Origin of the sequence: Methylobacterium sp. CB376, from assembly GCF_029714205.1 — a bacterium.
GTDB lineage: Bacteria > Pseudomonadota > Alphaproteobacteria > Rhizobiales > Beijerinckiaceae > Methylobacterium.
On the sequence record NZ_CP121648.1, the window covers coordinates 4700933 to 4723693 of the forward strand.

General features: G+C 73.9%; 21 protein-coding genes and 1 other RNA gene. 10 read left to right on the forward strand and 12 right to left on the reverse strand.

Annotated elements, in window-relative coordinates; translation table 11 throughout:
- The first annotated feature begins 20 nt into the window (after positions 1-20).
- From dapE to QA634_RS21490, 3 genes are all read left to right on the forward strand, one after another.
- Positions 21-1211, forward strand: a complete 1191-nt coding sequence (gene dapE / locus QA634_RS21480) for a succinyl-diaminopimelate desuccinylase (RefSeq protein ID WP_012333975.1) — start codon at positions 21-23, stop codon at positions 1209-1211.
- A gap of 53 nt (positions 1212-1264) precedes the next feature.
- Positions 1265-1846, forward strand: a complete 582-nt coding sequence (locus tag QA634_RS21485) for a hypothetical protein (RefSeq protein WP_012333976.1) — start codon at positions 1265-1267, stop codon at positions 1844-1846.
- A gap of 150 nt (positions 1847-1996) precedes the next feature.
- Entirely contained in the window at positions 1997-2932 is a 936-nt protein-coding gene (locus QA634_RS21490) for a class I SAM-dependent methyltransferase (RefSeq protein ID WP_012333977.1), read from the forward strand.
- A 140-nt stretch (positions 2933-3072) separates the two neighbouring features.
- Here QA634_RS21490 and truA read toward each other — a convergent pair whose 3' ends face one another.
- From truA to ffs, 7 genes are all read right to left on the reverse strand, one after another.
- On the reverse strand, positions 3073-3825 hold the full coding sequence (gene truA, locus QA634_RS21495) for a tRNA pseudouridine(38-40) synthase TruA (protein WP_012333978.1): 753 nt from the start codon (positions 3823-3825) through the stop codon (positions 3073-3075).
- 4 nt (positions 3826-3829) lie between these two features.
- The gene (fmt, locus tag QA634_RS21500; RefSeq protein WP_012333979.1) at positions 3830-4762 is read right to left on the reverse strand and encodes a methionyl-tRNA formyltransferase; all 933 of its coding nucleotides are present in this window, start codon (positions 4760-4762) and stop codon (positions 3830-3832) included.
- 13 nt (positions 4763-4775) lie between these two features.
- Entirely contained in the window at positions 4776-5297 is a 522-nt protein-coding gene (def, locus tag QA634_RS21505) for a peptide deformylase (protein WP_012333980.1), read from the reverse strand.
- Positions 5298-5389: 92 nt separating this feature from the next.
- The gene (gene recR / locus QA634_RS21510) at positions 5390-5995 is read right to left on the reverse strand and encodes a recombination mediator RecR (protein WP_012333981.1); all 606 of its coding nucleotides are present in this window, start codon (positions 5993-5995) and stop codon (positions 5390-5392) included.
- 149 nt (positions 5996-6144) lie between these two features.
- Entirely contained in the window at positions 6145-6468 is a 324-nt protein-coding gene (locus QA634_RS21515) for a YbaB/EbfC family nucleoid-associated protein (RefSeq protein WP_012333982.1), read from the reverse strand.
- A gap of 55 nt (positions 6469-6523) precedes the next feature.
- Positions 6524-8341 (reverse strand): DNA polymerase III subunit gamma/tau, encoded by a 1818-nt coding sequence (locus QA634_RS21520; RefSeq protein ID WP_012333983.1) that lies wholly within the window; start codon positions 8339-8341, stop codon positions 6524-6526.
- Positions 8342-8405: 64 nt separating this feature from the next.
- Positions 8406-8502, reverse strand: an RNA gene (ffs, locus tag QA634_RS21525) — signal recognition particle sRNA small type.
- Between the two features lie 136 nt (positions 8503-8638).
- Between ffs and QA634_RS21530 the strand changes: the two genes are divergently transcribed.
- The 4 genes from QA634_RS21530 to recD2 all read left to right on the forward strand — a co-directional run bounded on the left by QA634_RS21530 (position 8639) and on the right by recD2 (position 14805).
- On the forward strand, positions 8639-9634 hold the full coding sequence (locus tag QA634_RS21530; RefSeq protein ID WP_012333984.1) for an alpha/beta fold hydrolase: 996 nt from the start codon (positions 8639-8641) through the stop codon (positions 9632-9634).
- 100 nt (positions 9635-9734) lie between these two features.
- A complete protein-coding gene (locus tag QA634_RS21535) occupies positions 9735-12089 on the forward strand; it encodes a penicillin acylase family protein (protein WP_012333985.1) in 2355 nt (784 codons plus the stop codon).
- Positions 12090-12195: 106 nt separating this feature from the next.
- Positions 12196-12549 (forward strand): hypothetical protein, encoded by a 354-nt coding sequence (locus tag QA634_RS21540; protein WP_012333986.1) that lies wholly within the window; start codon positions 12196-12198, stop codon positions 12547-12549.
- Positions 12550-12594: 45 nt separating this feature from the next.
- On the forward strand, positions 12595-14805 hold the full coding sequence (recD2, locus tag QA634_RS21545; RefSeq protein WP_012333987.1) for an SF1B family DNA helicase RecD2: 2211 nt from the start codon (positions 12595-12597) through the stop codon (positions 14803-14805).
- A 117-nt stretch (positions 14806-14922) separates the two neighbouring features.
- Here the strand turns inward: recD2 and QA634_RS21550 are convergent, their stop codons facing one another.
- Complete coding sequence (locus QA634_RS21550; protein WP_012333988.1) at positions 14923-15426, reverse strand: DUF2244 domain-containing protein; 504 nt, start codon at positions 15424-15426, stop codon at positions 14923-14925.
- Positions 15427-15479: 53 nt separating this feature from the next.
- On the opposite strand from QA634_RS21550, the gene nth reads away from it, so the two are divergent.
- Positions 15480-16229: an endonuclease III gene (gene nth, locus QA634_RS21555; RefSeq protein ID WP_012333989.1), complete on the forward strand. Its 750-nt coding sequence runs from the start codon at positions 15480-15482 to the stop codon at positions 16227-16229.
- 147 nt (positions 16230-16376) lie between these two features.
- Here nth and pdeM read toward each other — a convergent pair whose 3' ends face one another.
- From pdeM to hrcA, 3 genes are read right to left on the reverse strand one after another with little or no spacing between them, the layout of a single operon-like run.
- Positions 16377-17090, reverse strand: coding sequence for a ligase-associated DNA damage response endonuclease PdeM (pdeM, locus tag QA634_RS21560; protein ID WP_012333990.1), 714 nt, complete (start codon positions 17088-17090; stop codon positions 16377-16379).
- A gap of 39 nt (positions 17091-17129) precedes the next feature.
- Positions 17130-19670 carry a ligase-associated DNA damage response DEXH box helicase gene (locus QA634_RS21565; protein WP_012333991.1) on the reverse strand — a complete coding sequence of 847 codons (2541 nt, stop codon included), beginning with the start codon at positions 19668-19670 and terminating at the stop codon, positions 17130-17132.
- On the reverse strand, positions 19667-20770 hold the full coding sequence (gene hrcA, locus QA634_RS21570; RefSeq protein WP_012333992.1) for a heat-inducible transcriptional repressor HrcA: 1104 nt from the start codon (positions 20768-20770) through the stop codon (positions 19667-19669). The genes QA634_RS21565 and hrcA overlap by 4 nt, the downstream gene beginning before the upstream one ends.
- Positions 20771-20945: 175 nt before the next feature.
- On the opposite strand from hrcA, the gene rph reads away from it, so the two are divergent.
- Positions 20946-21659 carry a ribonuclease PH gene (rph, locus tag QA634_RS21575; RefSeq protein WP_012333993.1) on the forward strand — a complete coding sequence of 238 codons (714 nt, stop codon included), beginning with the start codon at positions 20946-20948 and terminating at the stop codon, positions 21657-21659.
- A 3-nt stretch (positions 21660-21662) separates the two neighbouring features.
- Positions 21663-22295: an RdgB/HAM1 family non-canonical purine NTP pyrophosphatase gene (gene rdgB, locus QA634_RS21580; RefSeq protein ID WP_012333994.1), complete on the forward strand. Its 633-nt coding sequence runs from the start codon at positions 21663-21665 to the stop codon at positions 22293-22295.
- A gap of 33 nt (positions 22296-22328) precedes the next feature.
- Here rdgB and QA634_RS21585 read toward each other — a convergent pair whose 3' ends face one another.
- Positions 22329-22754 (reverse strand): organic hydroperoxide resistance protein, encoded by a 426-nt coding sequence (locus QA634_RS21585; RefSeq protein ID WP_012333995.1) that lies wholly within the window; start codon positions 22752-22754, stop codon positions 22329-22331.
- Between the last annotated feature and the right edge of the window lie 7 nt (positions 22755-22761).

Sequence of the window (22761 nt, forward strand, 5' to 3'; positions counted from 1 at the left end):
CGCCACCGACGGGGCCGCCCGTGCCGACGACACCCTCACCGCTCGCCCTCGCCCAGGGCCTGATCCGCTGCCCCTCCGTCACGCCCGAGGAGGGCGGCGCCCTCGCCTACCTCGCCGGGCTGCTGGCGGCGGCGGGCTTCTCGGTCGAGCGCCCGGTCTTCTCCGCGCCCGGCACGCCCGACGTCGAGAACCTCTACGCCCGCATCGGCGCGGACGGGCCCTGCCTGCTGCTGGCCGGGCATACCGACGTCGTGCCGCCCGGGGAGCCCGCCCTGTGGCGCCACGATCCCTTCGCGGGCGTCGTCGAGGGCGGCGAGCTCCACGGCCGCGGCGCCGTCGACATGAAGGGCGGCATCGCCTGCCTCGCCGCCGCGTCCCTGGCCTTCCTGGCCGAGCGCGGGCCGGCCTTCGGCGGCTCGATCGCCTTCCTGGTCACCGGCGACGAGGAGGGGCCGGCGGTGAACGGGACCGTGAAGCTCCTCGCCTGGGCGCGGGCGCGGGGCGAGCGCTTCGACCATTGCATCCTGGCCGAGCCGACCAACCCCGACGCGCTCGGCGACATGATCAAGATCGGCCGGCGCGGCTCCCTCACCGCCACGCTCACCGTGCTGGGCGCGCAGGGCCACGTCGCCTATCCGCACCGGGCCGAGAACCCGATCCCGGGCCTGATCCGCCTCGCGGGCGCGCTCCTCGCCGCCCCCCTCGACGAGGGCACGGCGCATTTCGACGCCTCCAACCTCGAATTCACCACGATCGACGTCGGCAACCCGGCCTCGAACGTCATCCCGGCGCAGGCCCGCGCCGTGCTCAACATCCGCTTCAACGACCTCTGGAATCCGGCCAGCCTCGAGGCCGAGCTGCGGCGGCGCCTCGACGCGGCGGCCGGGAACGCGGTGCGCTACCGCCTCGACGTGCAGCCGACCAACGCGGTCGCCTTCCTGACCCAGCCCGACGCCTTCGTGGACCTCGTCACCGCCGCGATCGAGGCCGAGACCGGGCGCCGCCCGGCCCTCTCCACCACGGGGGGAACCTCGGACGCGCGCTTCATCAAGGAGGCCTGCCCGGTGATCGAGTTCGGCCTCGTCGGCCAGACCATGCACCAGGTCGACGAGCGCGTCGCGGTGGCGGATCTCGATCGCCTCGCCGCCATCTTCCGCCGCATCCTGGATGCCTATTTTCCGGCCAGCCCGCCGCCCGCCGAACGGGCTTGACCCGTATTAGACGAAAGTTGAATCTCGCGCGGTGCGGATTGGCGGGGCGCACCATGCTGGTGAGCGCGGACGAGATCGGACGATCGCTGCGGGGGACGGCGGAGCTCCTCGACCGGCACCCGGGGGCCCTGCGGCGGTTCGACCTGAGCGAGCGCGGCTTCTGGCGCTCCTTCGGCGCGATGGCCCTGACGGCGCCGGCCGCCGTGGTCGCGCTGGCCCTGGAGCGCGGACCGGTCGACCTCGCGCGGGCGCCGCTGCTGCGGCCCGACCACGTGACGCTGGCCGTGATGGGCGGCGTGGTCGCCTGTTTCCTGGCGGTGCCGCTCGGCATGATCGTGCCGGCGCGGCGCCTGGGACTGACCGCCCTCTACGTGCCCTTCGTGGTCGTGACGAACTGGATCCTGGTCCTGGCCTTCCTGGTCCTGTCCCTGCCCGCGCTCCTGCTGGCGCTCGGGCTCTCGACCCCGGGCTTGGCGACGCTCCAATCCGGCGCCTTCGCGGTGATCCTGCTGCGCCTGCACGCCACGGCCGTGCGCCTGACCCTCGGCCTGACCGGGCCGGCGGCGGCCCTCACCAGCCTGGCCTGCGCGGCGGCGGTGGCGGCGGTGGCGAGCGGCGCGCACGCCCTGATTTAACGGGCCGCCGACGCGTCCCGCCGGGCGATTGCCGGCGCGGGGTCCTCGGCGCTATGCCACGGCATCGGCGCGCCGGCGCCGCGGTCGGGATGCGGGGAGGTCCGCCCCGCGCCGCGGCACGGCGCTCGCCGACTCTCGCGAGACGTTGCGATGTTGTTCCGAAAGCGTGCGCCGGCGCTTCACCACGGCTTCCTCGACAAGGTCCAGATCCTGCACCGCGCCGTGTACATCGAGGGCTGGGCGAACGCCCTCGCGCCGAGCCTGCGCTACGAGGGCCGCGACGTCGCCCTGCAGGTCGGCCGGGTGGCGCGTCCCGATCTCGTGCCGATCTTCGGACCGGACGCGCTGATGTGGGGCTTCGTCGCGGTCGGGCTGCTGCCGACCGACCAGATCGACGGGGAGAAGCTGCGCTTCGAGGTCAGTCCGGGGGTGTCCTACGACAATCCGGCCACGCACTTCCCCTGGTCGGGCGACGCGGCCTTCGACGCGATGCAGGACCGCTTCCGCGCCGAGGTCGCCTCCCGCAAGGGCCGGTTCCTGGAGATCGGCAGCCGGGCGCGCAGCGGGACGGTCTACCGCGACGCCTTCCCGCAGGACATCGCGTATGTCGGGCTCGACATCACCGCGGGTCCGAACGTCGACGTGGTCGGGGACGCGCACCACCTCTCCCGCTGCGTCGAGGGGCCCTTCGACTTCGTGTTCTCGATCGCGGTCTTCGAGCACATCCTGATGCCCTGGAAGGTCGCCCTCGAGATGAACAAGGTCATGAGGCCCGGCGGCCTCGCCCTGATCATCTCGCACGGCGCCTGGCCGCTGCACGAGGAGCCGTGGGATTTCTGGCGCTACTCCAAGGAGGCGTGGCGGGGCGTGTTCAACCGGCACACGGGGTTCGAGATGCTGGAGGCGCAGTACAAGCACCCGGGCAGCATCGTCCCGCACCAAGCCGGCAACGCGCATTTCTACCGGATGAGCCTCAGCATGACCTACCTGCTCAGCGGCTGCCTGGTGCGCAAGGTGGCCGATCCGCTGGTGGCCTGGGAGGCCGAGACGGGCGAGGTCTACGACCTCGCCTACGCGCACGCCTGATCCGGGATCGGCTTGATCGAAGCGGATCCCGGATCCCAAGCCCGCGCGGCGCCTGAGCGAAGCCGACATCCGCATGGCCGAAATGGGAGATGCGAAGCCATCAACCGGATGTCGTATGACCCGAGGCGGACCGGCCGCCGCTACGGGCCGGGCTCCGGGTAGTCGACGCCGGTCAGGGTCAGGCCGGCGGCCGGGGCGAGCGGGCCGCAGCGGGTCCGATCCCGGGAGTCGAGCACTGCCCGCACCCCGGCGGCGTCGAGCCGGCCGCACCCGGCCAGCATCAGGGTGCCGACCATCCCGCGCACCTGGTGATGCAGGAAGGAGCGGGCCGAGGTGGCGACCAGGATCTCGTCGCCGATCCGCGCCACGTCGAGCTGGTCGAGGGTGCGCACCGGGCTGTTCGCCTGGCACTCGGCGGCCCGGAAGGCGGAGAAATCGTGCCGGCCGAGCAGGGTCTGCGCCGCCGCGTGCATGGCGTGCGCGTCCAGGGACCAGGGCACGTGCCAGAGATAGGCCCGGCCGAGGGCCGGCGGGCTGCGGCGGTTCAGGATCCGGTAGCGGTAGTGGCGCCTCAGCGCCGAGTGGCGGGCGTCGAAGTCGGGGCGCACCCGCTCCGCGCTCACGACCGCGACCGGCTCCGGCCGCAGATGGGCGTTGGACGCGTCGCGCACCGTGTCGGTGCGCCAATCGCGGTCGAGGTCGAGGTGGACGACCTGGTGGGTGGCGTGCACGCCCGCATCGGTGCGGCCCGCGCAATGCACCCGCACCGGCGCGCCGGCGAAGCGCGCGATCGCCTCCTCCAGGGCCTGCTGCACCGTCCGGTCGGCGGCTTGGCGCTGCCAGCCGGCGAAGCCGCTGCCGTCGTACTCGACCACGAGCTTGTAGCGGGGCATCGGATCAGGCGAGGCGGGTGCCCGGCTCCAGGCGCCGGCCGCGCAGGAAGTCGGCCGCCTCCATCGCCGCCTTGCCGGCGGGCTGCACCCGCAGGAGCCGCAGCGCGCCCTCGCCGCAGGCGACCGTGCCGGCCTCGTCGAGCAGCGTGCCCGGCGCCCCCGAACCCTCGGCGCTGCGCGCGCGCAGCACCTTCACGCGCTCCGGCCCGCGCCCGAGATCGGCGAGGAAGAAGGCGCCCGGGAAGGGCGAGAGCCCGCGGACCCGGTCGTGCAGGCGGGCGGCCGGCGCGGTCCAGTCGAGCCGCGCCTCCTCGTTGGTGATCTTGTGCGCGTAGACGACGCCCTCGGCGGGCTGGGGCGTGAAGGTGAGTCCGCCGCGCTCGAGCGCCCCGAGCGCCCGGTGCATCAGGTCGGCGCCGAGCGGCATCAGCCGGTCGTGGAGGTCGCCCGCGGTCATTTCGGGGGAGATGGCGACGCGCTCCAGCATGGCGACCGGGCCGGTATCGAGGCCCGGCTCCATGCGCATCACGGCGACGCCGGTCTCCGCGTCGCCCGCCATCACGGCCCGCTGGATCGGCGCCGCGCCGCGCCAGCGCGGCAGGATCGAGGCGTGGAGGTTGAGGCAGCCGAGGGGCGGCGCGTCCAGGATCGCCGGCGGCAGGATCATCCCGTAGGCGACCACCACGGCGACGTCCGCCCCGTGGGCCCGGAAGGTCTCGGCGGCCTCGGGGCCGCGCAGGGTCGAGGGCGTCAGCACGGGCAGGCCGAAGCGCTCGGCGAGGGCCTGGACGGGCGAGGGCCTGAGCGCCATGCCGCGGCCGGCCGGAGCCGGCGCGCGCGTGTAGACCGCCACGACCTCGTGCCCGCCCCCCACGATCTCGGCGAGCGTCGGCACCGCGAAGTCCGGGGTGCCCATGAAGACGACCTTGAGGGACATGCCGGCGACCGCGTCAGGCCGCTTCCTGGCCGCGCTTGGCCGCCTTGGCGAATTTCTTCATCACCCGGTCGCGCTTCAGCTTCGAGATGTGGTCGATGAAGAGCACCCCGTTGAGGTGGTCGAGCTCGTGCTGGAGGCAGGTGGCGAGGAGCCCGTCCGCCTCCTGCTCCACGGTCTCGCCGTCGAGGGTGCGGAAGCGGACCCGCACCCGGTCGGGCCGCACCACCTCGGCGTAGTATTCGGGGATCGACAGGCAGCCCTCCTCGTAGGCGCGGGTCTCCTCGGAGGACCAGACGATCTCCGGGTCGATCAGCACGAGGGGGGTGCGCGCCTCCTTGTCCTTCGAGGTATCGATGGTCACGATGCGGGTCGGCTCGCCGACCTGGATCGCCGCGAGGCCGACGCCCGGGGCGTCGTACATCGTCTCCAGCATGTCGGCCGCGAGCTTGCGCACCTCGCCCGTGATCGTGCCGACCGGTGAGGAGGTCACGCGCAGGCGCGCGTCCGGAAGGATGACGAGGGGGCGGATGGTCATGGGGTAAACCGGGTCAGGGCGCCGACGGGCGCCGCGCATGTCCCGTCGAGATAGGGATTCGGGCTGCCCGGGTCAAATCCGCGCGACGGCCCTCAGAAGGCGGTGCGCTGACGGATCGCCGCGGAGAGCGTGCCCTCGTCGAGATAGTCTAGCTCGCCGCCGACCGGCACGCCGTGGGCGAGCTTCGTGACCTTCACGGGCAGGTGCGCCAGGAGTTCGGTGACGTAGTGGGCCGTGGTCTGCCCGTCCACCGTGGCGCTGAGGGCGAGGATGATCTCGCGCATCTCCGGCACGCTCGCCCGCTCGACGAGCCGCGCGAGGTTGAGGTTCTCCGGGCGGATGCCGTCGAGGGCCGAGAGGATGCCGCCGAGCACGTGGTAGCGGGCCGTGACCGCGCCCGAGCGTTCCAGCGCCCAGAGATCCGAGACGTCCTCGACCACGACGAGCATCGAGGGATCGCGGCCGTGGTCGCGGCAGATCGTGCAGGGGTCGCAGGTGTCGACGTTGCCGCATTCGCGGCAGGTGACGATGCGCTCGGAGGCGACCCGCATCGCCTCGGCGAGGGGGCCGAGCAGGGTGTCGCGCTTCTTGATCAGCTGCAGGGCGGCCCGCCGCGCGGAGCGCGGGCCGAGGCCGGGCATGCGGGCCAGGAGCTGGATCAGGCGCTCGATCTCCGGACCGGCGACGGCTTGCGGCATGGACCATCCCTGGACGCTGGGCGCGGGCTCCCCGGGCCCGCACGGGTTTCGACGGGAACGGGCCGCGTCGCCGGCGCGCGGGGGACCCGCCCGGCGCGAGGAGCGCCGCGAGGCTGCGAGCGACGGTCCGGAGCCCGCCCTCGCCGGAATCAGAACGGCAGCTTCATGCCGGGCGGGAGCGGCAGGCCCTTGGTGAGTTCCTGCATCCGCTCCTGGGCAGCGCGCTCGCCCTTGGCGCGGGCGTCGTTCACCGCCGCCACGATCAGGTCCTCCAGGATCTCCTTGTCCTCCCGCACCAGGAGCGAGGGGTCGAGGGTCACGCCCTTCATGACGCCCTTGGCGGTCATCGTCACCGTGACGGCCCCGCCGCCGGCCGCGCCCGAGACCTCGACCGCGTCGAGTTCGTTCTGCAGGTCGGCCATCTTCTGCTGCATGGCCTGGGCCTGCTTCATCAGGCCCATGATGTCGCGCATGACGAGTCCTCCGGCGGTCGCATCCGCCCAATGTGGGGCAGGGGAGCCGCGGCCGCTACTGGTCCGCCTCCGGCTCCTCCGGGGCGCTGAATTCCTCGGGGCTGAATTCCTCGGCGGGTGCCTCGGGCGGCCTCTCCCGCACATCCACGATCTGGGCGCCCGGGAAGCGCTTCAGCACCTCCTGCACCAGGGGATGCGCCGCCGCGCCCTGGTGGCGGCTCTCGCGGGCGGCCTCGGCCCGGGCCGCCAGCGTCGCCTCGCCGGTCTCCCGCGACAGGGCCACCACCCAGCGCCGCCCCGTCCAGAGGTCGAGGGCGCGGGCGAGGTCGTTGGCGAGGCTCGGGCGGCCCGCCTCGGCGAGGCGGAACTCGATGCGGCCCTCCTCGAAGCGCACGAGGTGCACGTCGCGCTCCAGGGCGGCCTTGAGGCCGATGTCGCGCTTGGCCTCCGCGAGCGCCACCACGTCCTCGAAGCGCCGCAGCCGCAGGGCCGGCTCGGCCGCGTGCTGCGCCTGCGCCGGGGCGGCGGCCGGGCGGGCCGCCGCGGCGGATTGCGCGGGGCGGGCGTCCGGCAGGGCGCGCAGGGCGGGGCCGGGCGGGGCGGCGGGCAGAGGGCGGCCGGCGGGCGGGACCGCCGCGCCGCCGCCTTCCCGCACCTGCCGCAGGGCCTCGTCCGGGGTCGGCAGGTCGGCGGCGTAGATCAGGCGCACCAGCGCCATCTCGGCCGCCGCGAGGGGACGGGGCGCCGCCTGCACCTCGGGAATCGCCCTGAGCAGGATCTGCCACGCCCGCGACAGGGCCCGCACCGAGAGCCGGTCCGCGAAGTCGCTGCCGCGGCCCCGCTCGGCCTCGCTCAGGGCGGTGTCGGCGCGGGCGGTCTCGGGCGCGACCTTCAGGCGGGTGACGAGGTGCGTGAAGCCGGCGAGGTCCTGCAGCACCACCGCGGGATCGGCGCCGGCCTCGTACTGACCGTGCAGTTCCGCGAAGGCCGCGGGCGCGTCGCCCCGCATGGCGGCCTCGAACAGGTCGATGATCCGCGCCCGGTCGGCGAGGCCGAGCATGTCGCGCACGGTCTCGGCCGTGACCCGGCCCGCGCCGTGCGCGATCGCCTGGTCGAGGAGGGAGAGCGAATCGCGCACCGAGCCCTCCGCCGCCCGCGCGATGGCGGCGAGCGCCTCGGGCTCCACCGCCACGCCCTCGGCGTCGCAGATCCTGTGCAGGTGGGCGACGAGCGTGCCCGCCTCGACCCGGCGCAGGTCGAAGCGCTGGCAGCGCGACAGGATCGTCACCGGAACCTTGCGGATCTCGGTGGTGGCGAAGACGAATTTCGCGTGCGGCGGGGGCTCCTCCAGCGTCTTCAGGAAGGCGTTGAACGCCTTCTCGGACAGCATGTGGACCTCGTCGACGATGTAGACCTTGTAGCGCGCCGAGACCGGGGCGTAGCGGATGCCGTCGATGATCTGGCGGACGTCGTCGATGCCGGTATGGGAGGCGGCGTCCATCTCCAGCACGTCGATGTGCCGGGATTCCATGATCGCCGCGCAATGCAGGCCGAGCGTCGGCATCCGGATCGTCGGGCCGGCCTTCGCGTCCCCGGCGAGGGCGTAGTTGAGCCCGCGCGCCAGGATGCGGGCGGTGGTGGTCTTGCCCACCCCGCGCACGCCGGTGAGCATCCAGGCCTGCGGGATGCGCCCGGCCTCGAAGGCGTTCGCCAGGGTGCGCACCATGGCACCCTGGCCGATCAGGTCGTCGAAGCTCTGGGGGCGGTACTTGCGCGCCAGCACCCGGTAGGGCGCGGCGGCCGGCGCCGCCGGCGGGGCCAAACCCGGGAAACCCGGCTCGTCGGTCGAGGGCGTGCCGGTGGTCTCGTCCATGCGCCGCGGTCGCGGAGGGCGGCGGAGGCGGGGGCTGCCTCGCGCGCGCGCTCGGGGAGATGAGGGTGGGAGGCTGGACGAGAACCCGCTCGTTCTCGTTAGGGCTGCTTCCTTCCGGACCTGACCCGGTTGGCGAGTGAAACGTCCCCCGCCAACCTCCCGGCGCCTATATGAGCGGCCGGCGGCGGAAACGCAAGCGCGGCTCCGCGCGGTCCTCGTGCCCCAACCTCGGCCCCGCCGCGCGTTGTCATTCCCCGGAGCGCGGCCCGCCGCGCGTCCACCCGCCCGGAGACATCGATGTCGCACCTCGTCCGCGCCGGCCTCCTCGTCCTCGCCCTCGGCGGTCCCGGACAGGCGGCCGGGCCCTACGGGCCGGAACTCGAAGGCTTCGCCTACCCGCACGAGGTCCGTCGCCACGCCTTCTCGTCGCAGGGGCAGGGGCTGACGATGGCCTACATGGACGTGGCGCCCGCCACGCCGAACGGCCGCACCGCCGTACTGCTCCACGGCAAGAACTTCTGCGCCGCCACCTGGGAGCGGACCATCGCGGTGCTGAGCGAGGCCGGGTTCCGGGTGATCGCCCCCGACCAGGTCGGCTTCTGCAAATCGACCAAGCCCGCGGGCTACCAGTTCAGCTTCGAGCAGCTCGCGACCAACACCAGGGCGCTGCTCGACTCCCTCGGCATCGCCAAGGCGACGATCATCGGCCACTCGATGGGCGGCATGCTGGCGGCCCGGTACGCGCTGATGTTCCCCGACTCCGTCGACCAGCTCGTCATGGTCGATCCGCTCGGCCTGGAGGATTGGCGCGAGAAGGGAGTACCCTATACACCGATCGACGTCCTTTACGCCCAGGAGCGCAAGACCAGCGCCGAGAGCATCAAGGCCTACCAGCTGAAATTCTACTACAATAACCAGTGGAAGCCAGAATACGATCGCTGGGTCGAGATGCAGGCCGGTCTCTACGCGGGCCCGGGCGGGGACCGGGTGGCGTGGAATCAGGCGCAGCTGTCGGACATGATCTTCACGCAGCCGGTGGTGCACGAGTTCGAGCGCCTGCGCGTGCCGACCATCCTGATCGTCGGCGGCAAGGACCGCACCGCGCAGGGCGCCAACCGGGTCCATCCCGACCTCGCCGCCACCCTCGGGCGCTATGACCAGCTCGGCCCCGACGTGGCCAAGCGCATCCCGGACGCCAAGCTCGTGGAATTCTCCGAACTCGGCCACGCGCCGCAGGTCCAGGCGCCGGACGAGTTCCACGAGGCCCTGCTCAAGGAACTGGCGGGGCGCTGAGCGCGGGCGGGTGCCCGCCGAGCACCGGGCGCAGACCTGACCCGATTGGACAGGGAAGGCCGCGCTGCCGACACTGGCCGCGCGGCACGAAGGAGCAGCGATGGCGCCGGCAACCCTGACCCTCGACGTCCCGGGGCTGGAGCACCCGGCCGAGATCCGCATCGACCGCTGGGGCGTCCCGCACATCCGGGCGCTTTCCCGCCGCGACGCCTTCCTGGTCCAGGGCTTCAACGCGGCGCGGGACCGGCTGTGGCAGATCGATCTCTGGCGCAAGCGCGGGCTCGGCCTGCTCGCGGGGGATTTCGGGCCGGGCTACCTCGCGCAGGACCGCGCCGCGCGGCTGTTCCTCTATCGCGGCGACGAGGCTGCCGAGTGGGCCGCCTACGGCACCTCGGAGGCGCGCGCCGTCGCGGAGGCCTTCGTCGGCGGGATCAACGCCTTCGTCGGCCTGACCGAGGCGGATCCCGCCTGGCTGCCGCCGGAATTCACCCGGATGGGCACCCGGCCGGCGCGCTGGCAGGCCCTGGACGTCGCGCGCATCCGCAGCCACGCGCTCACCCGCAACGCCCCCTCGGAGGTCGCCCGCGCCCGGCTCGCGGCGCAAGGCGGCCTGGCCCTCGACCGCTTCCGCAAGATCCTGGCGCCGGACCACCGGCCGGCCGTCCCGGAGGGGCTCGACCCGGCGCAGGTGCCCCCGGAGGTCATCGACGCCGTGCGCCTCGCGACCGCCGGCGTTGGCTTCCGGCCCGACCGGCTGCTGGCGGGGCGGGACGAGGCCGAGACCTGGACCTTCGTGGACGAGTTCGGCGCGGTCGGCCCGGCCCGGCGCCCGCCGGAGGACGGGCCGCCCGACGGCTCGAACAACTGGGCCGTGGCGCCCTCCCGCACGGCGACCGGGCGGCCGATCCTGGCGAGCGACCCGCACCGGGCGATCACGCTCCCGTCGCTGCGCTACGTCGTGCACCTCAGCGCGCCGGGCCTCGACGTGATCGGGGCGGGCGAGCCGGCCCTGCCGGGGATCTCGATCGGCCATAACGGCCGGGCGGCCTTCAGCCTGACCATCGCGCCGATCGACCAGGAGGATCTCCTGGTCTACGAGACCCACCAAGACGACCCCGACCTCTACCGCTACGGCGAGGGCTGGGAGCGGATGCGGATCGTGACCGAGACCGCCCCGGTCCGGGGCGGGCCGGAGGCGCAGCACCGCCTCGCCTTCACCCGCCACGGTCCGGTCGTGCACGAGGACCGGGTGGGGCGCCGGGCCTTCGCGCTGCGCACGGTCTGGACCGAGCCCGGCACCGCGGCCTATCTCGGCAGCCTCGCCTATCTCGACGCGGACAGCCCGGAGGCGTTCGGCGCTGCCCTGCGCCACTGGTCGGCGCCGAGCGTCAACCACCTTTACGCGGACGTGTCCGGGCGGATCGGCTGGTTCGTGGCCGGCAAGGCGCCGCGCCGCCCGAACTGGGACGGCCTGATGCCGGTGCCGGGCGACGGCCGCTACGAGTGGGACGGCTTCGTCGCGCCCGAGGATCTGCCGCGCCGCATCGACCCGCCGGAGGGATTCGTGGCGAGCGCCAACGAGATGAACCTGCCGGAGGGCTACCCCCACCGCCTCGGTCACGAGTGGCACGAGCCCTGGCGGGCGCGGCGCATCCGGGCGGTGCTGGCGGGGCAGCCGCGGCACGGCCTCGCCGATTCGGCGGCCCTCCAGGGCGACGATCATTCGCACCCGGCCCTGGCGCTCGCCGGGCTCGCCCGCGAGGCGCTCGGCGGGGAGGCGGGCCCGCTGCTGCGCGAGCCCCTGGCGCTGCTCGCCGGCTTCGACGGGCGCCTGCGCGAGGAATCCGCGGCGGCGGCGCTGCTCGAGATCTGGTGGGTGCACCATCTGCGCCCGGCGCTCCTCGCGGCGCTCGCGCCCGACCGGGCCACGGCGGAACTCCTCGCCCCCGGCGACACCGAGGCGCTGCTCGGGCTTCTCGGCGCGCCCGCGCCGCCCCTCGACCGCGCCGCGCGCGACCGGATTCTCGGCCGGACTCTCGCGGAGGCCTTCCGCGACGCCGCCGCCCGCCTCGGCGCGGATCCGGCCGGCTGGGCCTGGGGGCGCCTGCACCACGCCCACCTCGTCCACCCGCTCGCGCCGCTCGGCTTCTCGGGCCACGACGTCCCGCGCCTGCCGCTCGGCGGCTCGGGCGTCACGGTGATGTATGCCGGCTACCGCCCGGACACGTTCCGGGTCACCCACGGCGCCTCCTTCCGCATGGTGCTGGATGTCGGGGAGTGGGACGCGAGCCTGTTCGTCAACGGGCCGGGCCAGTCGGGCGACCCGCGCTCGCCCCACTACGCCGACCACGCCGAGACCTGGGCCGGGCGGGGCCACCTGCCGCTCCTCTATTCCCGGGCGGCGGTGGACGGGGCGACGCGGCAGCTGATCCGGCTCGTGCCGGGGCGGGCGTGAGCCCGTCCCTGTACGCCGGCCGAACGCGTCCCTCAGGCCGGCTTCATCCGGCCCACACCATGATCCGGACCGTGACAGCCCCCCGGCTGCCCCGGAGTCCCCGGCCATGACACGTCTCCTCCGCCTGGGCGCCTGCGCCGCCCTGGTCCTCCTTGCCGCCCCCGCTCTCGCGGCCGATCTCGACGGGCCGCCGATCGCCCATGGCGGCCGCCCGGATTGGGCCCCGCCTCCGCCTCTCGCGGAGGGCGGGGAGACCTGCCGGGTCTTCGTGCGCCGCCGCATCGGCCCGGACGGCGAGGAGCGCATCCGCCGGGTGCGCGTCTGCGAGGAGGCCGCGGAGGCCCGCCCGCACTGGCACCACCGGCCGTGGCGCGAGGAGGGAGAGCCCGGCGACCGCTTCCCGTCGCGCGCGCCGGGCGCGGCGCCGATCCCGCCGGAGGAGGTGCCCGAGCGCTGGTAGAGGGTTGCGCCGGGCCCGGGCCGCCCCGATCTTGGCCCTGACCCGATGCTTGGATCCTCCACCTCGCGCCGGCCGGCCCGGGCCGGCGCCGCCGACGCGCCCCGCGACGCCCTCGCGGGGTCGATCGAGCGCGTCACCTTCCACAGCGCCGAGACGGGCTTCTGCGTCCTCAAGGTGAAGGCCCGCGGGCGGCGCGACCTCGTCGCGGTGGTGGGCCACGCGCCGGCGGTCGCGGCCGGGGAGTGGATCGCCGCCACCGGCGCCTGGGTCAGCGACCGCCAGCACGGGCTGCAGTTCCGCGCCGACACCCTGGCCTGCACGCCCCCGACCGGGTCGGAGGGAATCGCCCGCTACCTCGCCTCCGGCCAGATGCGCGGCATCGGCCCGCAGATGGCCAAGCGCATCGTCGCGGCCTTCGGCAGCGAGACCTTCGCGGTGATCGAGGCGAACCCTGAGCGCCTCACCGAGGTGCCGGGGATCGGCCCGACCCGGGCGGCGCGGCTGGTGGCGGCCTGGGCCGAGCACCGCGTGGTGCGGGAGATCATGGTGTTCCTGCACGCGCACGGCGTCGGCACCGCGCGGGCCGTGCGCATCCACAAGACCTACGGCGCCGAGTCGATCGCCGTGATGAGCGAGGATCCCTACCGCCTCGCCCGCGACGTGCGCGGCATCGGCTTCCGGACCGCCGACGCCATCGCCGCCAGGCTCGGCCTGCCGCCGACCGCCCCGGCGCGGCTCCGGGCCGGCCTCGCCCACGCGCTGCAGGCCGCGATGGACGAGGGCCATTGCGCCCTGCCGGTGCCGGACCTCGTGGCGCGGGCGGCCGACCTCCTCGGCGTCGACCCGGGCCTCACCCGCACGGCGCTCGCGGAGGAGCTGGGCGGCGACGCGATCGTGGCGGACACGATCGGCGGCGAGACCCACGTCTTCCTGCGCGGGCTGCACGCGGCCGAGCGGGCGATCGGCGAGCGCCTCGCCGCCCTCGACGCCGCGCCGCTGCCCTGGGGCGAGATCGCGGTCGACCCGGCCCTCGACGCCGTCGAGGCCGAGACCGGGCGCCGCCTCTCGCCCTCGCAGCGCGAGGCGGCCCGCACGGTGCTCTCCGCCAAGGTCGCGGTGATCACCGGGGGGCCCGGCGTCGGCAAGACCAGCACGCTCGACGCGCTGCTGCGCCTGCTCGGCGGCGTCGAGGCCGAGGTGCTGCTCGCGGCGCCGACCGGGCGCGCCGCCAAGCGGATGAGCGAGCAGACCGGCCGGCCCGCCAAGACTCTGCACCGGCTCCTCGAAGTCGATCCCGTCCGCGGCGGATTCCAGCGCTCCGAGCACGATCCCCTGCGCTGCGACCTCCTCGTGGTGGACGAGGCCTCGATGATCGACGTGCCGCTGATGAACGCGCTCACCCGGGCGCTGCCCCGGCACGCGGCGCTCTGGCTCGTCGGCGACGTGGACCAGCTGCCCTCCGTCGGGCCGGGGCAGGTCCTGGCCGACGTGATCGCCTCGGGCGCCGTCGCGGTGGCGCGGCTCACCGAGGTGTTCCGGCAGGCGGCGGAGAGCCGGATCATCGTCAACGCCCACCGCATCCGGGCCGGGCGGATGCCGGAGGGCAGCGCCGATGCGTCCGGGGACTTCTTCCTGGTCGAGATCGAGGACCCCGAGGTCGGGGCGGAGCGGCTCGTCGAGATCGTGACGCGGCGCATCCCCCGCCGCTTCGGTCTCGATCCGGTGCGCGACGTGCAGGTGCTCTGCCCGATGACCCGCGGGGCGCTCGGCAGCCGCCACCTCAATCACGCCCTGCAGCAGGTGCTCAATCCGAACCCGCCGCTCGCCGTCGAGCGCTTCGGCTGGCGCTTCGCGCCGGGCGACCGGGTGATGGTGGTGCAGAACGACTACGACCGCGACGTCTTCAACGGCGATCTCGGCGTGGTGGCGCGGCTCGATCCCGAGGAGGGGGTGCTGATCGGGAGCTTCGACGGGCGCGAGGTGGCGTGGCCCTTCGACGAGCTCGACGCCCTCGCGCCGGCCTACGCGATCACGATCCACAAGGCGCAAGGGTCGGAATACCCGGCCGTGGTGATCCCGGTGGCGCTGCAGCACTACACGATGCTCGCCCGCAACCTCCTCTACACGGGCGTGACCCGCGGCAAGCAGCTCGTGGTGCTGGTGGCGCAGAGGAGGGCGGTGGCGATCGCCGTGCGGGGAGGGACGATGCGGCCGCGCTTCACGAAGCTGCGGGAGTGGCTGCGCCGAAAGACCTGATGCGGGTGGAACGAGGCCTGCCGCAGCATCGGCGCGCGCTGCGTGTCCGGGCGGCCCTCCGGGCGGATCGGCCGCTCGCTCGGAACCCCCTCTTCACGTCATAATCCCTTTTTCACGTCATAATCCCTTTTTCACCTGGGCCAGCGCCCGGGTCATGCCCTCCGCGATGGTCTCGCGCTCGGGCGGGGAGGCGTCGCGGGCGACCAGCACCCGCTGGCCGCGGGAGACGATCGCCAGAATCTGCAGCCCGTACTCGTCGTCCTCGACCTTGTGCAGGCGGCTCCACAGGGGATTGAAGCGCCACTCGGCCCGCTCGCCCCGGGGGCTGACCCGGGCCAGCAGGATCTCGATCGGGCTGATGATCACCTGCTCGAAGGAGCGCCCGCGCCGCATGCTGACGCTGAGCGCGACCCACAGGGCCAGCATGTCGAGGCCGAAGAAGCCCGCGATCGGCCAGAAGCCCTGGCGCAGGAAGACGAGGCTCGTCACCAGCGACACGAGACAGCACCCCGCCATCACGGCCTGGAACCCGGCCCGGCCGAGCGAGCAATGGGGCCGGATCACCGCCGAGAAGACCGGGCGCTCGAACGAGTCCGGATCGCGCCCGTCGGGATGGCGCATGGACGGCCCCTCCTGTCCCTTGCCGCTCTGCATCGGCTCAATATAAGGCGGCTATGACGCGACGAAAGCGCGACGCTCCCACGAAAGTGAAGGCGGCGGGGGCGGCCCTGGTCGCGCCCCCGACCGTGCCCCCGACCGCGCCCGCGCGGGCGCCCGAGCCGGTGGACGCGGCGACCCTGGCCGAGATCTTCGCGCGGCTGAGCGCCGCCAACCCGTCGCCGCGCTCGGACCTGGAATACCTCAACCCCTACACGCTCCTCGTCGCGGTGGTCCTGTCCGCCCAGGCGACGGACCGGAGCGTCAACCTCGCCACCCGCGACCTGTTCGCGAAGGCGGATCATCCGGCCGCGATGCTGGCGCTGGGCGAGGAGGTGGTGCGCGCGCATATCCGCACCATCGGGCTGTTCAACACCAAGGCCAGGAACGTCATCGCGCTCTCGGCGATCCTGGTCGCGGAGCATGGCGGGGCGGTGCCGCGGCGGCGCGAGGACCTGGAGGTGCTGCCGGGGGTCGGCCGCAAGACCGCGAGCGTGGTGCTCAACGTCGCCTTCGGCGAGCCGACCATCGCGGTGGACACCCACATCTTCCGGGTCTCGAACCGGATCCCGCTGGCGCCCGGCACCACGACCGACAAGGTGCAGGAGGGGCTCGAGGCGATCGTGCCCGAGCCCTACCGGCTCAACGCCCATCACTGGCTCATCCTGCACGGGCGCTACACCTGCAAGGCGCGCAAGCCGGAATGCTGGCGCTGCGTCATCGCGGACCTGTGCCGCTACCCGGACAAGACGGCGGCCGGGGCGTGACGCGCGCGGGGCGGCGCCGGGGGCCGGGCTCCCCGGCGCGGTTCCGCGGCCGGCGTCCATCGCCGGTGCCGGATCGGCTCTCGCGCCGGTCCGCTCGTGCCGGTCCGAACCCCGGAGCGGGACGGGCGCGGCCCGCGCGGCCGCCGCTCACTCCCGGACCAGCATCGCCCGCCCGATCGCGAACAGGCGGCCGTCGCCGAGGAGATGCGCCGTGAGCCCGGTCGGGAACAGCGCGTCGAAGGCGGGGCTGCGCACGTTGAGCCCGCCCGTATAGGCGCCGAAGGCCGGCATCACGAGGCGGGTCGCGTCGGTCGCGAAGCAGCGGCGGCGCACCGCCCGCCCGCGCATCACCACCTTGCCGACCGGGTGCAGGTGGCCCGCCACCTCGCCCGGCGCGGCCCCGTCCCGCGGCTCGTGGCGCAGCACCAGCCCGCCGAGCGCCAGCGCGTCGGCGAAGCGCCCGCCGATGCCGTCCTGCACGGCGCGGTCGTGGTTGCCGTTGATCCAGACCCAGTCGCGCCCTTCCTGCAGGGCGGCGATCAGGGCGTGGTCGCCCGGATCCATCCGGCCCGGGCCGCCCGCATCGTGGAACGAGTCGCCGAGCGCCACCACGCGGGCCGGGTCGAACCGCGCCACCACCTCGTGCAGGGCCGCCAGCGTCTCGCGGGTGTCGTAGGGCGGCAGGAACTGGCCCGAGCGCGCCGCGAAGGAGGAGCCCTTCTCCAGGTGCAGGTCCGAGACCACCAGGGTGCGGTGCGCGTCGAGCCAGAGGGCGCCGCTCAGATCGAGGGTGAGGGCTTCGCCGGCGAGGGTCAGGGCAGGGGTCTTGCGCGTCTTGTCGAGCTTCAGGGCCGGCGTCACTGCGTCTCTTCCTTGGAGCCGGGGCCGGGCTCGTCGCGGTCAGGACAGCGCCTCGTCGAGCAGCGCCGCCTCGGCCTCGGCCAGAATCTCGTCGGCCCCCTCCCCGTAGACCCGCTCCCGCCCGATCTCGAGCATCACGTTCACGGAGAGGGGCGAGACGCGGTCGAGCGCCTTGTGGATGATTCGCCCCTGGATGCGCGACAGCATCATGCCGAGGCGGCGCACGTCGAGGAGTCCGGTTGCCGCATCCTGGCGCGCCGCCCGCAGCAGCAGGTGGTCGGGCTCGTGCTTGCGCAACACGTCGTAGATCAGGTCGGTCGAGATCGTGACCTGCCGGCCGGTCTTGCGCAGGCCCGGATGGTGGCGCTCGATCAGCCCGGCGATGACCGCGCATTGCCGGAAGGTGCGCTTCATCATGGCGGATTCGTCGAGCCAGGCTTCGAGGTCGTCGCCGAGCATGTCCTGCGCGAAGAGCGCGTCGAGGAAGCCGGGCTCGCGACCGATCCGCTCGGCCACGTCGCGGCTGCCGAAGATCGCCAGCCCGTAATCGTTGGCCGCGAAGCCGAGGGGGCGCAGCCCCGCCCGCTCGAGGCGGCGGGTCAGCAGCATGCCGAGCGTCTGGTGGGCCAGGCGGCCCTCGAACGGGAAGCAGGTCAGGTAGTGGCGGGACCCGCGCGGAAAGGTCTCGACCAGGAGGTCGCGCGGGCCGGGCAGGATCGAGCGGCGGCGCTGCAGCAGCAGGTAGTCGGCGACCTGGGCGGGCAGCCGGTCCCACTCGAACGGGTCGGCGATGAGCTGGCGCACCCGGGCGGCGAGGAAGGTCGAGAGCGGGAATTTCGCGCCCGCGTAGCTCGGGATGGCCGGGTCGGTGCCCGGCGCGCCGCGGGTGACCAGCGCCTCGTCCTCGTGCAGGCCCTCGAAGCGCAGGATCTCGCCCGCGAACAGGAAGGTGTCGCCGACCGTCAGGGTCTCGGCGAAATCCTCCTCGATCTCCCCGAGCACCCGGCCGCCCCGGGGCAGGATCGTGCCGGGCTTGCCCCGCACGCCCCGGGCGAGCCGCACCTTGACGTGGGTCGATTCGATGATCGTGCCGACATTCATCCGGTAGGCCTGCGCCGCGCGGGCGTCGCGCACGCGCCACAGCCCGTCCGGACCGCGCAGGATCTTGGCGAAGCGCTCGTAGGCGCGCAGGGCGTAGCCGCCGGTGGCGACGAAATCGACCACCTGCTCGAAGTCCTCGTAGGCGAGGTCCGCATAGGGCGCGGCCGCGCGCACCTCCTCGTACAGGTCATCGACCGCGAAGCCGCCCGCGCAGGCCATGCCGAGCACGTGCTGGGCGAGCACGTCGGGGGCGCCGAGGCGCGGGTCGGGCGTGTCCTGGGCGGCCTCCTCCACGGCGTCGAGGGCGGCGCGGCACTCCAGGATCTCGAAGCGGTTCGCCGGCACCAGGTAGGCCCGGGAGGGCTCGTCCATGCGATGGTTGGCGCGGCCGATCCGCTGCATGATCCGGCTCGCGCCCTTCGGCGCCCCGACATTGACCACGAGGTCGACGTCGCCCCAGTCGATGCCGAGGTCGAGGGTGGCGGTGCAGACGACGGCGCGCAGCCGCCCCTCCGCCATCGCGGCCTCGACGCGGCGGCGCTGCGTGGCGTCGAGGGAGCCGTGGTGGAGCGCGATCGGCAGCGCGTCCTCGTTGAGCTTCCAGAGTTCCTGGAAGGTGTACTCCGCCTGCAGCCGCGTGTTGACGAAGACGAGCACCATCCGGTGCTGCCGGATCAGGTCGTAGATCGCCGGCATCGCCTGCCAGGCGGTGTGCCCGGCGAGCGGCAGGGCGCGGCTCGCCTCCAGCAGGCGCAGGTCGGGCCTCGCCCCGCCCGAGACCGTGATCAGCTCGGCGAGGCGCGGTTCGGGCGCCTGCGGGACGAGGTAGCGCTGCAGCGCCTCCGGCTCGCGCACGGTGGCCGACAGGCCGGTGGCGGCGAGGCCCGGCGCGAGGCGGTGCAGGCGGGCGAGGCCCAGCGCCAGGAGGTCGCCGCGCTTCGAGGTCACCAGCGCGTGCAGCTCGTCGAGGATGACCCGCTTCAGGCCGGCGAACAGGGTCTCGGCCTCCCGGTGGGCGATCAGCAGCGCGAGCTGCTCGGGCGTGGTCAGCAGGATGTCGGGCGGGCGCTCGATCTGGCGGGCGCGCTTGTGGGCGGGCGTGTCGCCGGTGCGGGTCTCGACGCGGATCGGCAGGCCGATCTCCGCGACCGGCGCGTCGAGGTTGCGGGCGATGTCGACGGCGAGCGCCTTCAGGGGCGAGACGTAGAGCGTGTGGAGGCCGCGCGCGCCGGGCGGCCGCTCCGCGAGCTCGACCAGGGTCGGCAGGAAGCCCGCCAGGGTCTTGCCGGCCCCCGTCGGCGCCACGAGCAGCGCCGAGCGGCCCGCCCGGGCGGCGGCGAGCAGCGCGAGCTGGTGCGGCCGCGGCGACCAGCCCCGCGCCGAGAACCAGGCCAGGAAGGCGGGCGGCAGCGCGGCCGCGTCGGCGGCCGGTGCGGGCGGGCGCGTCCCGCGCCGGGGCCGCCCCCGCGCGGCGCTCACGCCCGGCCGCTCTCCAGCATCCGGGAGACGAGCCGGGCGGTGAAGTCCACCATCGGCACGATGCGGGCGTAGTTGAGCCGGGTCGGACCGATCACGCCGACGACCCCGACGATCTTCTGGCGGCCGTCCCGGAACGGCGCGGCGATCATCGAGGAGCCGGAGAGCGAGAACAGCTTGTTCTCCGAGCCGATGAAGATGCGCACGCCCTCGCCGCCCTCGGCGCGCGTGAGGAGGTCGATGACGTCCTTCTGGCTCTCCAGGTCGCTGAACAGCAGGCGGATCCGCTCCAGATCCTCGGCGGCGCGCAGATCCTCCAGCAGGTTGGCCTGCCCGCGGACGATCAGCTGGCGCTCGTCGGAGGGCCCGACCGAGCGGGCGAGCCCCGCCTCGACGAGCCGCTCGGTGAGGGCGTCGAGTTCCCGCTTCATCGCCTCGCGCCCGGTCTCGATCTCGGCGCGCACCTCGCCGAGCGTCCGGCCCCGGATGCGGGCGTTGAGGAAGTTCGACGCCTCCTGCAGGGCGCCGGACGGGAGCCCGAGGGGCAGGTCGACGAGGCGGTTCTCCACCGAGCCGTCCTCGGAGACGAGCACCACCAGGGCGCGCCCGGGATCGAGCCGCACGAACTCGATGTGGCGCAGGTTGGCGTTCTGCTTCGTCGTGACCACGACCCCCGCCCCCCGCGAGATGCCCGACAGCATCACGGTCGCCTCCGTGAGCGCGGTCTCGAAGGTGTGGCGGGAGGCGGCGGCGCGCATCTGCGCCTCGATCCGCCCCTGCTCCTCCTGGCCGACATCCCCGAGTTCGAGCAGCGCGTCGACGAAGAAGCGCAGGCCCGTCTCGGTCGGCAGACGCCCCGCGCTGGTGTGCGGGGCGTAGATCAGGCCCGCCTGTTCGAGGTCCGCCATGACGTTGCGCACGGAGGCCGGCGACAGCGTCATCGGCAGGATGCGGGCGAGGTTGCGCGAGCCCACCGGCTCGCCCGTCGCCAGGTAGCTCTCGACGATCTGGCGGAAGATCTCGCGCGAGCGCTCGTTCAACTCGGCGAGGCTGCGGGCTTGGCCTGAGCCGGCAGGCAGGGGAGGAGGATCTCGCGTGTTCATCAAAAGGTTGAAAGCCGAGGCACTCTAATGTGAGGCGGACCGCAGCCATTCGCAAGCGCACGAGAAGCCGCGGCGCGGCGCGTCCCGGCCGCCGCGCGGCTCGGGCGAGCGGCTTGCCGGACTCTGCGCCACCGCCTAAGAGCGCGTGCCCGTCCCGGTCCCCAAGGAGAGCCCGATGCGTCCATCCAAGCGTGCGCCCGACGAACTGCGCAAGGTCACGCTGGAGAAGGGTGTCGCCCGCTACGCCGAAGGCTCCTGCCTCGTCACCTTCGGGGAGACCAAGGTGCTGTGCACGGCGTCCCTGGAGGAGCGCGGCCCGCCCTGGCTGCGCGGCTCGGGCAAGGGCTGGGTCACGGCCGAGTACGCCATGCTCCCGCGCGCCACGCACGAGCGCAACCGGCGCGAGGTCACGGCCGGCAAGCCCTCCGGCCGCACCCAGGAGATCCAGCGCCTGATCGGCCGCTCGCTGCGGGCCGTGGTCAACCTGCCCGCCATCGGCGAGCGTCAGATCGTCGTCGATTGCGACGTGCTGCAGGCGGATGGCGGCACCCGCACCGCCTCGATCACCGGCGCCTGGGTCGCCCTGCACGAGTGCTTCACCTGGATGCGCGGGCGCTCGATCATCTCGGTCGACCCGATGCGCGACCACGTGGCGGCGATCTCCTGCGGCATCCACAAGGGGATTCCGATCCTCGACCTCGACTATGACGAGGATTCGGCCGCCGACACGGACGCCAATTTCGTGATCACCGGCTCGGGCGGCATCGTCGAGGTGCAGGGCACCGCCGAGATCGCGCCGTTCTCGGAGGAGCAGTTCCTCGGGCTGCTGCGGCTCGCCAAGGCGGGCGTGGCGCAGCTCGTCGCGCTCCAGAAGCAGGCGGTGGGCTAGGCGATGGGGCGGCGCCTCACCGGCCGGGTCGTGATCGCGACCCACAACGGCGGCAAGCTGCGCGAGATGCGCGAATTGCTCGCCCCCTTCGGCGTCGAGGCGGTCTCGGCCGGCGAACTCGGCCTCGCCGAGCCCGAGGAGACCGGCGTGATGTTCGCCGAGAACGCCGCCATCAAGGCCCGGGCCGCCGCGTCCGCCGCCGGCCTGCCGGCCTTCGCGGACGATTCCGGCCTCTGCGTCGACGCCCTCGACGGCGCCCCCGGCCTGTTCTCCGCCCGCTGGGCGGGGCCGTCGAAGGATTTCGGGCAGGCGATGGAGCGGGTCGAGCGCGAACTCGCCCTGCGCGGGGCGACGAACCGGCGGGCGCATTTCGTCTCGGCCCTCGTCCTGGCCTGGCCGGACGGGCACGAGGAGCTGTTCGAGGGACGGGTCTTCGGCGAACTGGTCTGGCCGCCCCGCGGCAGCCGCGGCTTCGGCTACGACCCGATGTTCAAGCCCGACGAGAGCCCGCTCAGCTTCGGCGAACTCGGCGCCGAGGAGAAGCACGGGATCGACTGGGCGAACGGCCGCGCCCTGTCCCACAGGGCGCGCGCCTTCCTGAGCCTCGCGGCCTCCTGCCTCGGCCCCCGGGCCTGACCGGTCGGGGGCCGGGCCGGCCGCCGGCGCGGATCAGACCACGTCGAGCCCGACGTCGACGTTGCCGCGGGTGGCGTTCGAGTAGGGGCAGACCTGGTGCGCCTTCTCGACCAGCCCCTGGGCGGTCGCGCGGTCGAGGCCCGGCAGCGCGACCTTCAGGTTGGCGGTGATGCCGAAGCCGCCCTCCGAGCGCGGGCCGATCCCCACCGTCGCGGTCACGGTCGCGTCGGCCGGCACCTTGATCTTCTCCTGACCGGCGACGAACTTGATCGCGCCGAGGAAGCAGGCCGAGTAGCCGGCCGCGAAGAGCTGCTCGGGATTGTTGCCCTCGCCCCCGCCGCCGCCGAGCTCCTTCGGAGTCGTCAGCTTGACGTCGAGGCTGCCGTCGGCGGTCTTGGCGCGGCCGTCGCGGCCCCCGGTGGCGGTGGCCTGAGTGGTGTACTTCACGTCGACGGACATGGATGCC

Excerpts from the sequence above, each read along its gene's own strand:
- nth (WP_012333989.1), top strand. The coding sequence starts at position 15,480 with ATGACGCGACGAAAGCGCGACGCTCCCACGAAAGTGAAGGCGGCGGGG.
- QA634_RS21490 (WP_012333977.1), top strand. The coding sequence starts at position 1,997 with ATGTTGTTCCGAAAGCGTGCGCCGGCGCTTCACCACGGCTTCCTCGAC.
- QA634_RS21530 (WP_012333984.1), top strand. The coding sequence starts at position 8,639 with ATGTCGCACCTCGTCCGCGCCGGCCTCCTCGTCCTCGCCCTCGGCGGT.
- QA634_RS21520 (WP_012333983.1), bottom strand. The coding sequence starts at position 8,341 with ATGGACGAGACCACCGGCACGCCCTCGACCGACGAGCCGGGTTTCCCG.
- recD2 (WP_012333987.1), top strand. The coding sequence starts at position 12,595 with ATGCTTGGATCCTCCACCTCGCGCCGGCCGGCCCGGGCCGGCGCCGCC.
- recR (WP_012333981.1), bottom strand. The coding sequence starts at position 5,995 with ATGCCGCAAGCCGTCGCCGGTCCGGAGATCGAGCGCCTGATCCAGCTC.
- rph (WP_012333993.1), top strand. The coding sequence starts at position 20,946 with ATGCGTCCATCCAAGCGTGCGCCCGACGAACTGCGCAAGGTCACGCTG.
- truA (WP_012333978.1), bottom strand. The coding sequence starts at position 3,825 with ATGCCCCGCTACAAGCTCGTGGTCGAGTACGACGGCAGCGGCTTCGCC.
- QA634_RS21535 (WP_012333985.1), top strand. The coding sequence starts at position 9,735 with ATGGCGCCGGCAACCCTGACCCTCGACGTCCCGGGGCTGGAGCACCCG.
- QA634_RS21485 (WP_012333976.1), top strand. The coding sequence starts at position 1,265 with ATGCTGGTGAGCGCGGACGAGATCGGACGATCGCTGCGGGGGACGGCG.
- hrcA (WP_012333992.1), bottom strand. The coding sequence starts at position 20,770 with ATGAACACGCGAGATCCTCCTCCCCTGCCTGCCGGCTCAGGCCAAGCC.
- QA634_RS21515 (WP_012333982.1), bottom strand. The coding sequence starts at position 6,468 with ATGCGCGACATCATGGGCCTGATGAAGCAGGCCCAGGCCATGCAGCAG.
- rdgB (WP_012333994.1), top strand. The coding sequence starts at position 21,663 with ATGGGGCGGCGCCTCACCGGCCGGGTCGTGATCGCGACCCACAACGGC.
- QA634_RS21550 (WP_012333988.1), bottom strand. The coding sequence starts at position 15,426 with ATGCGCCATCCCGACGGGCGCGATCCGGACTCGTTCGAGCGCCCGGTC.
- fmt (WP_012333979.1), bottom strand. The coding sequence starts at position 4,762 with ATGTCCCTCAAGGTCGTCTTCATGGGCACCCCGGACTTCGCGGTGCCG.
- QA634_RS21540 (WP_012333986.1), top strand. The coding sequence starts at position 12,196 with ATGACACGTCTCCTCCGCCTGGGCGCCTGCGCCGCCCTGGTCCTCCTT.
- def (WP_012333980.1), bottom strand. The coding sequence starts at position 5,297 with ATGACCATCCGCCCCCTCGTCATCCTTCCGGACGCGCGCCTGCGCGTG.
- QA634_RS21585 (WP_012333995.1), bottom strand. The coding sequence starts at position 22,754 with ATGTCCGTCGACGTGAAGTACACCACTCAGGCCACCGCCACCGGGGGC.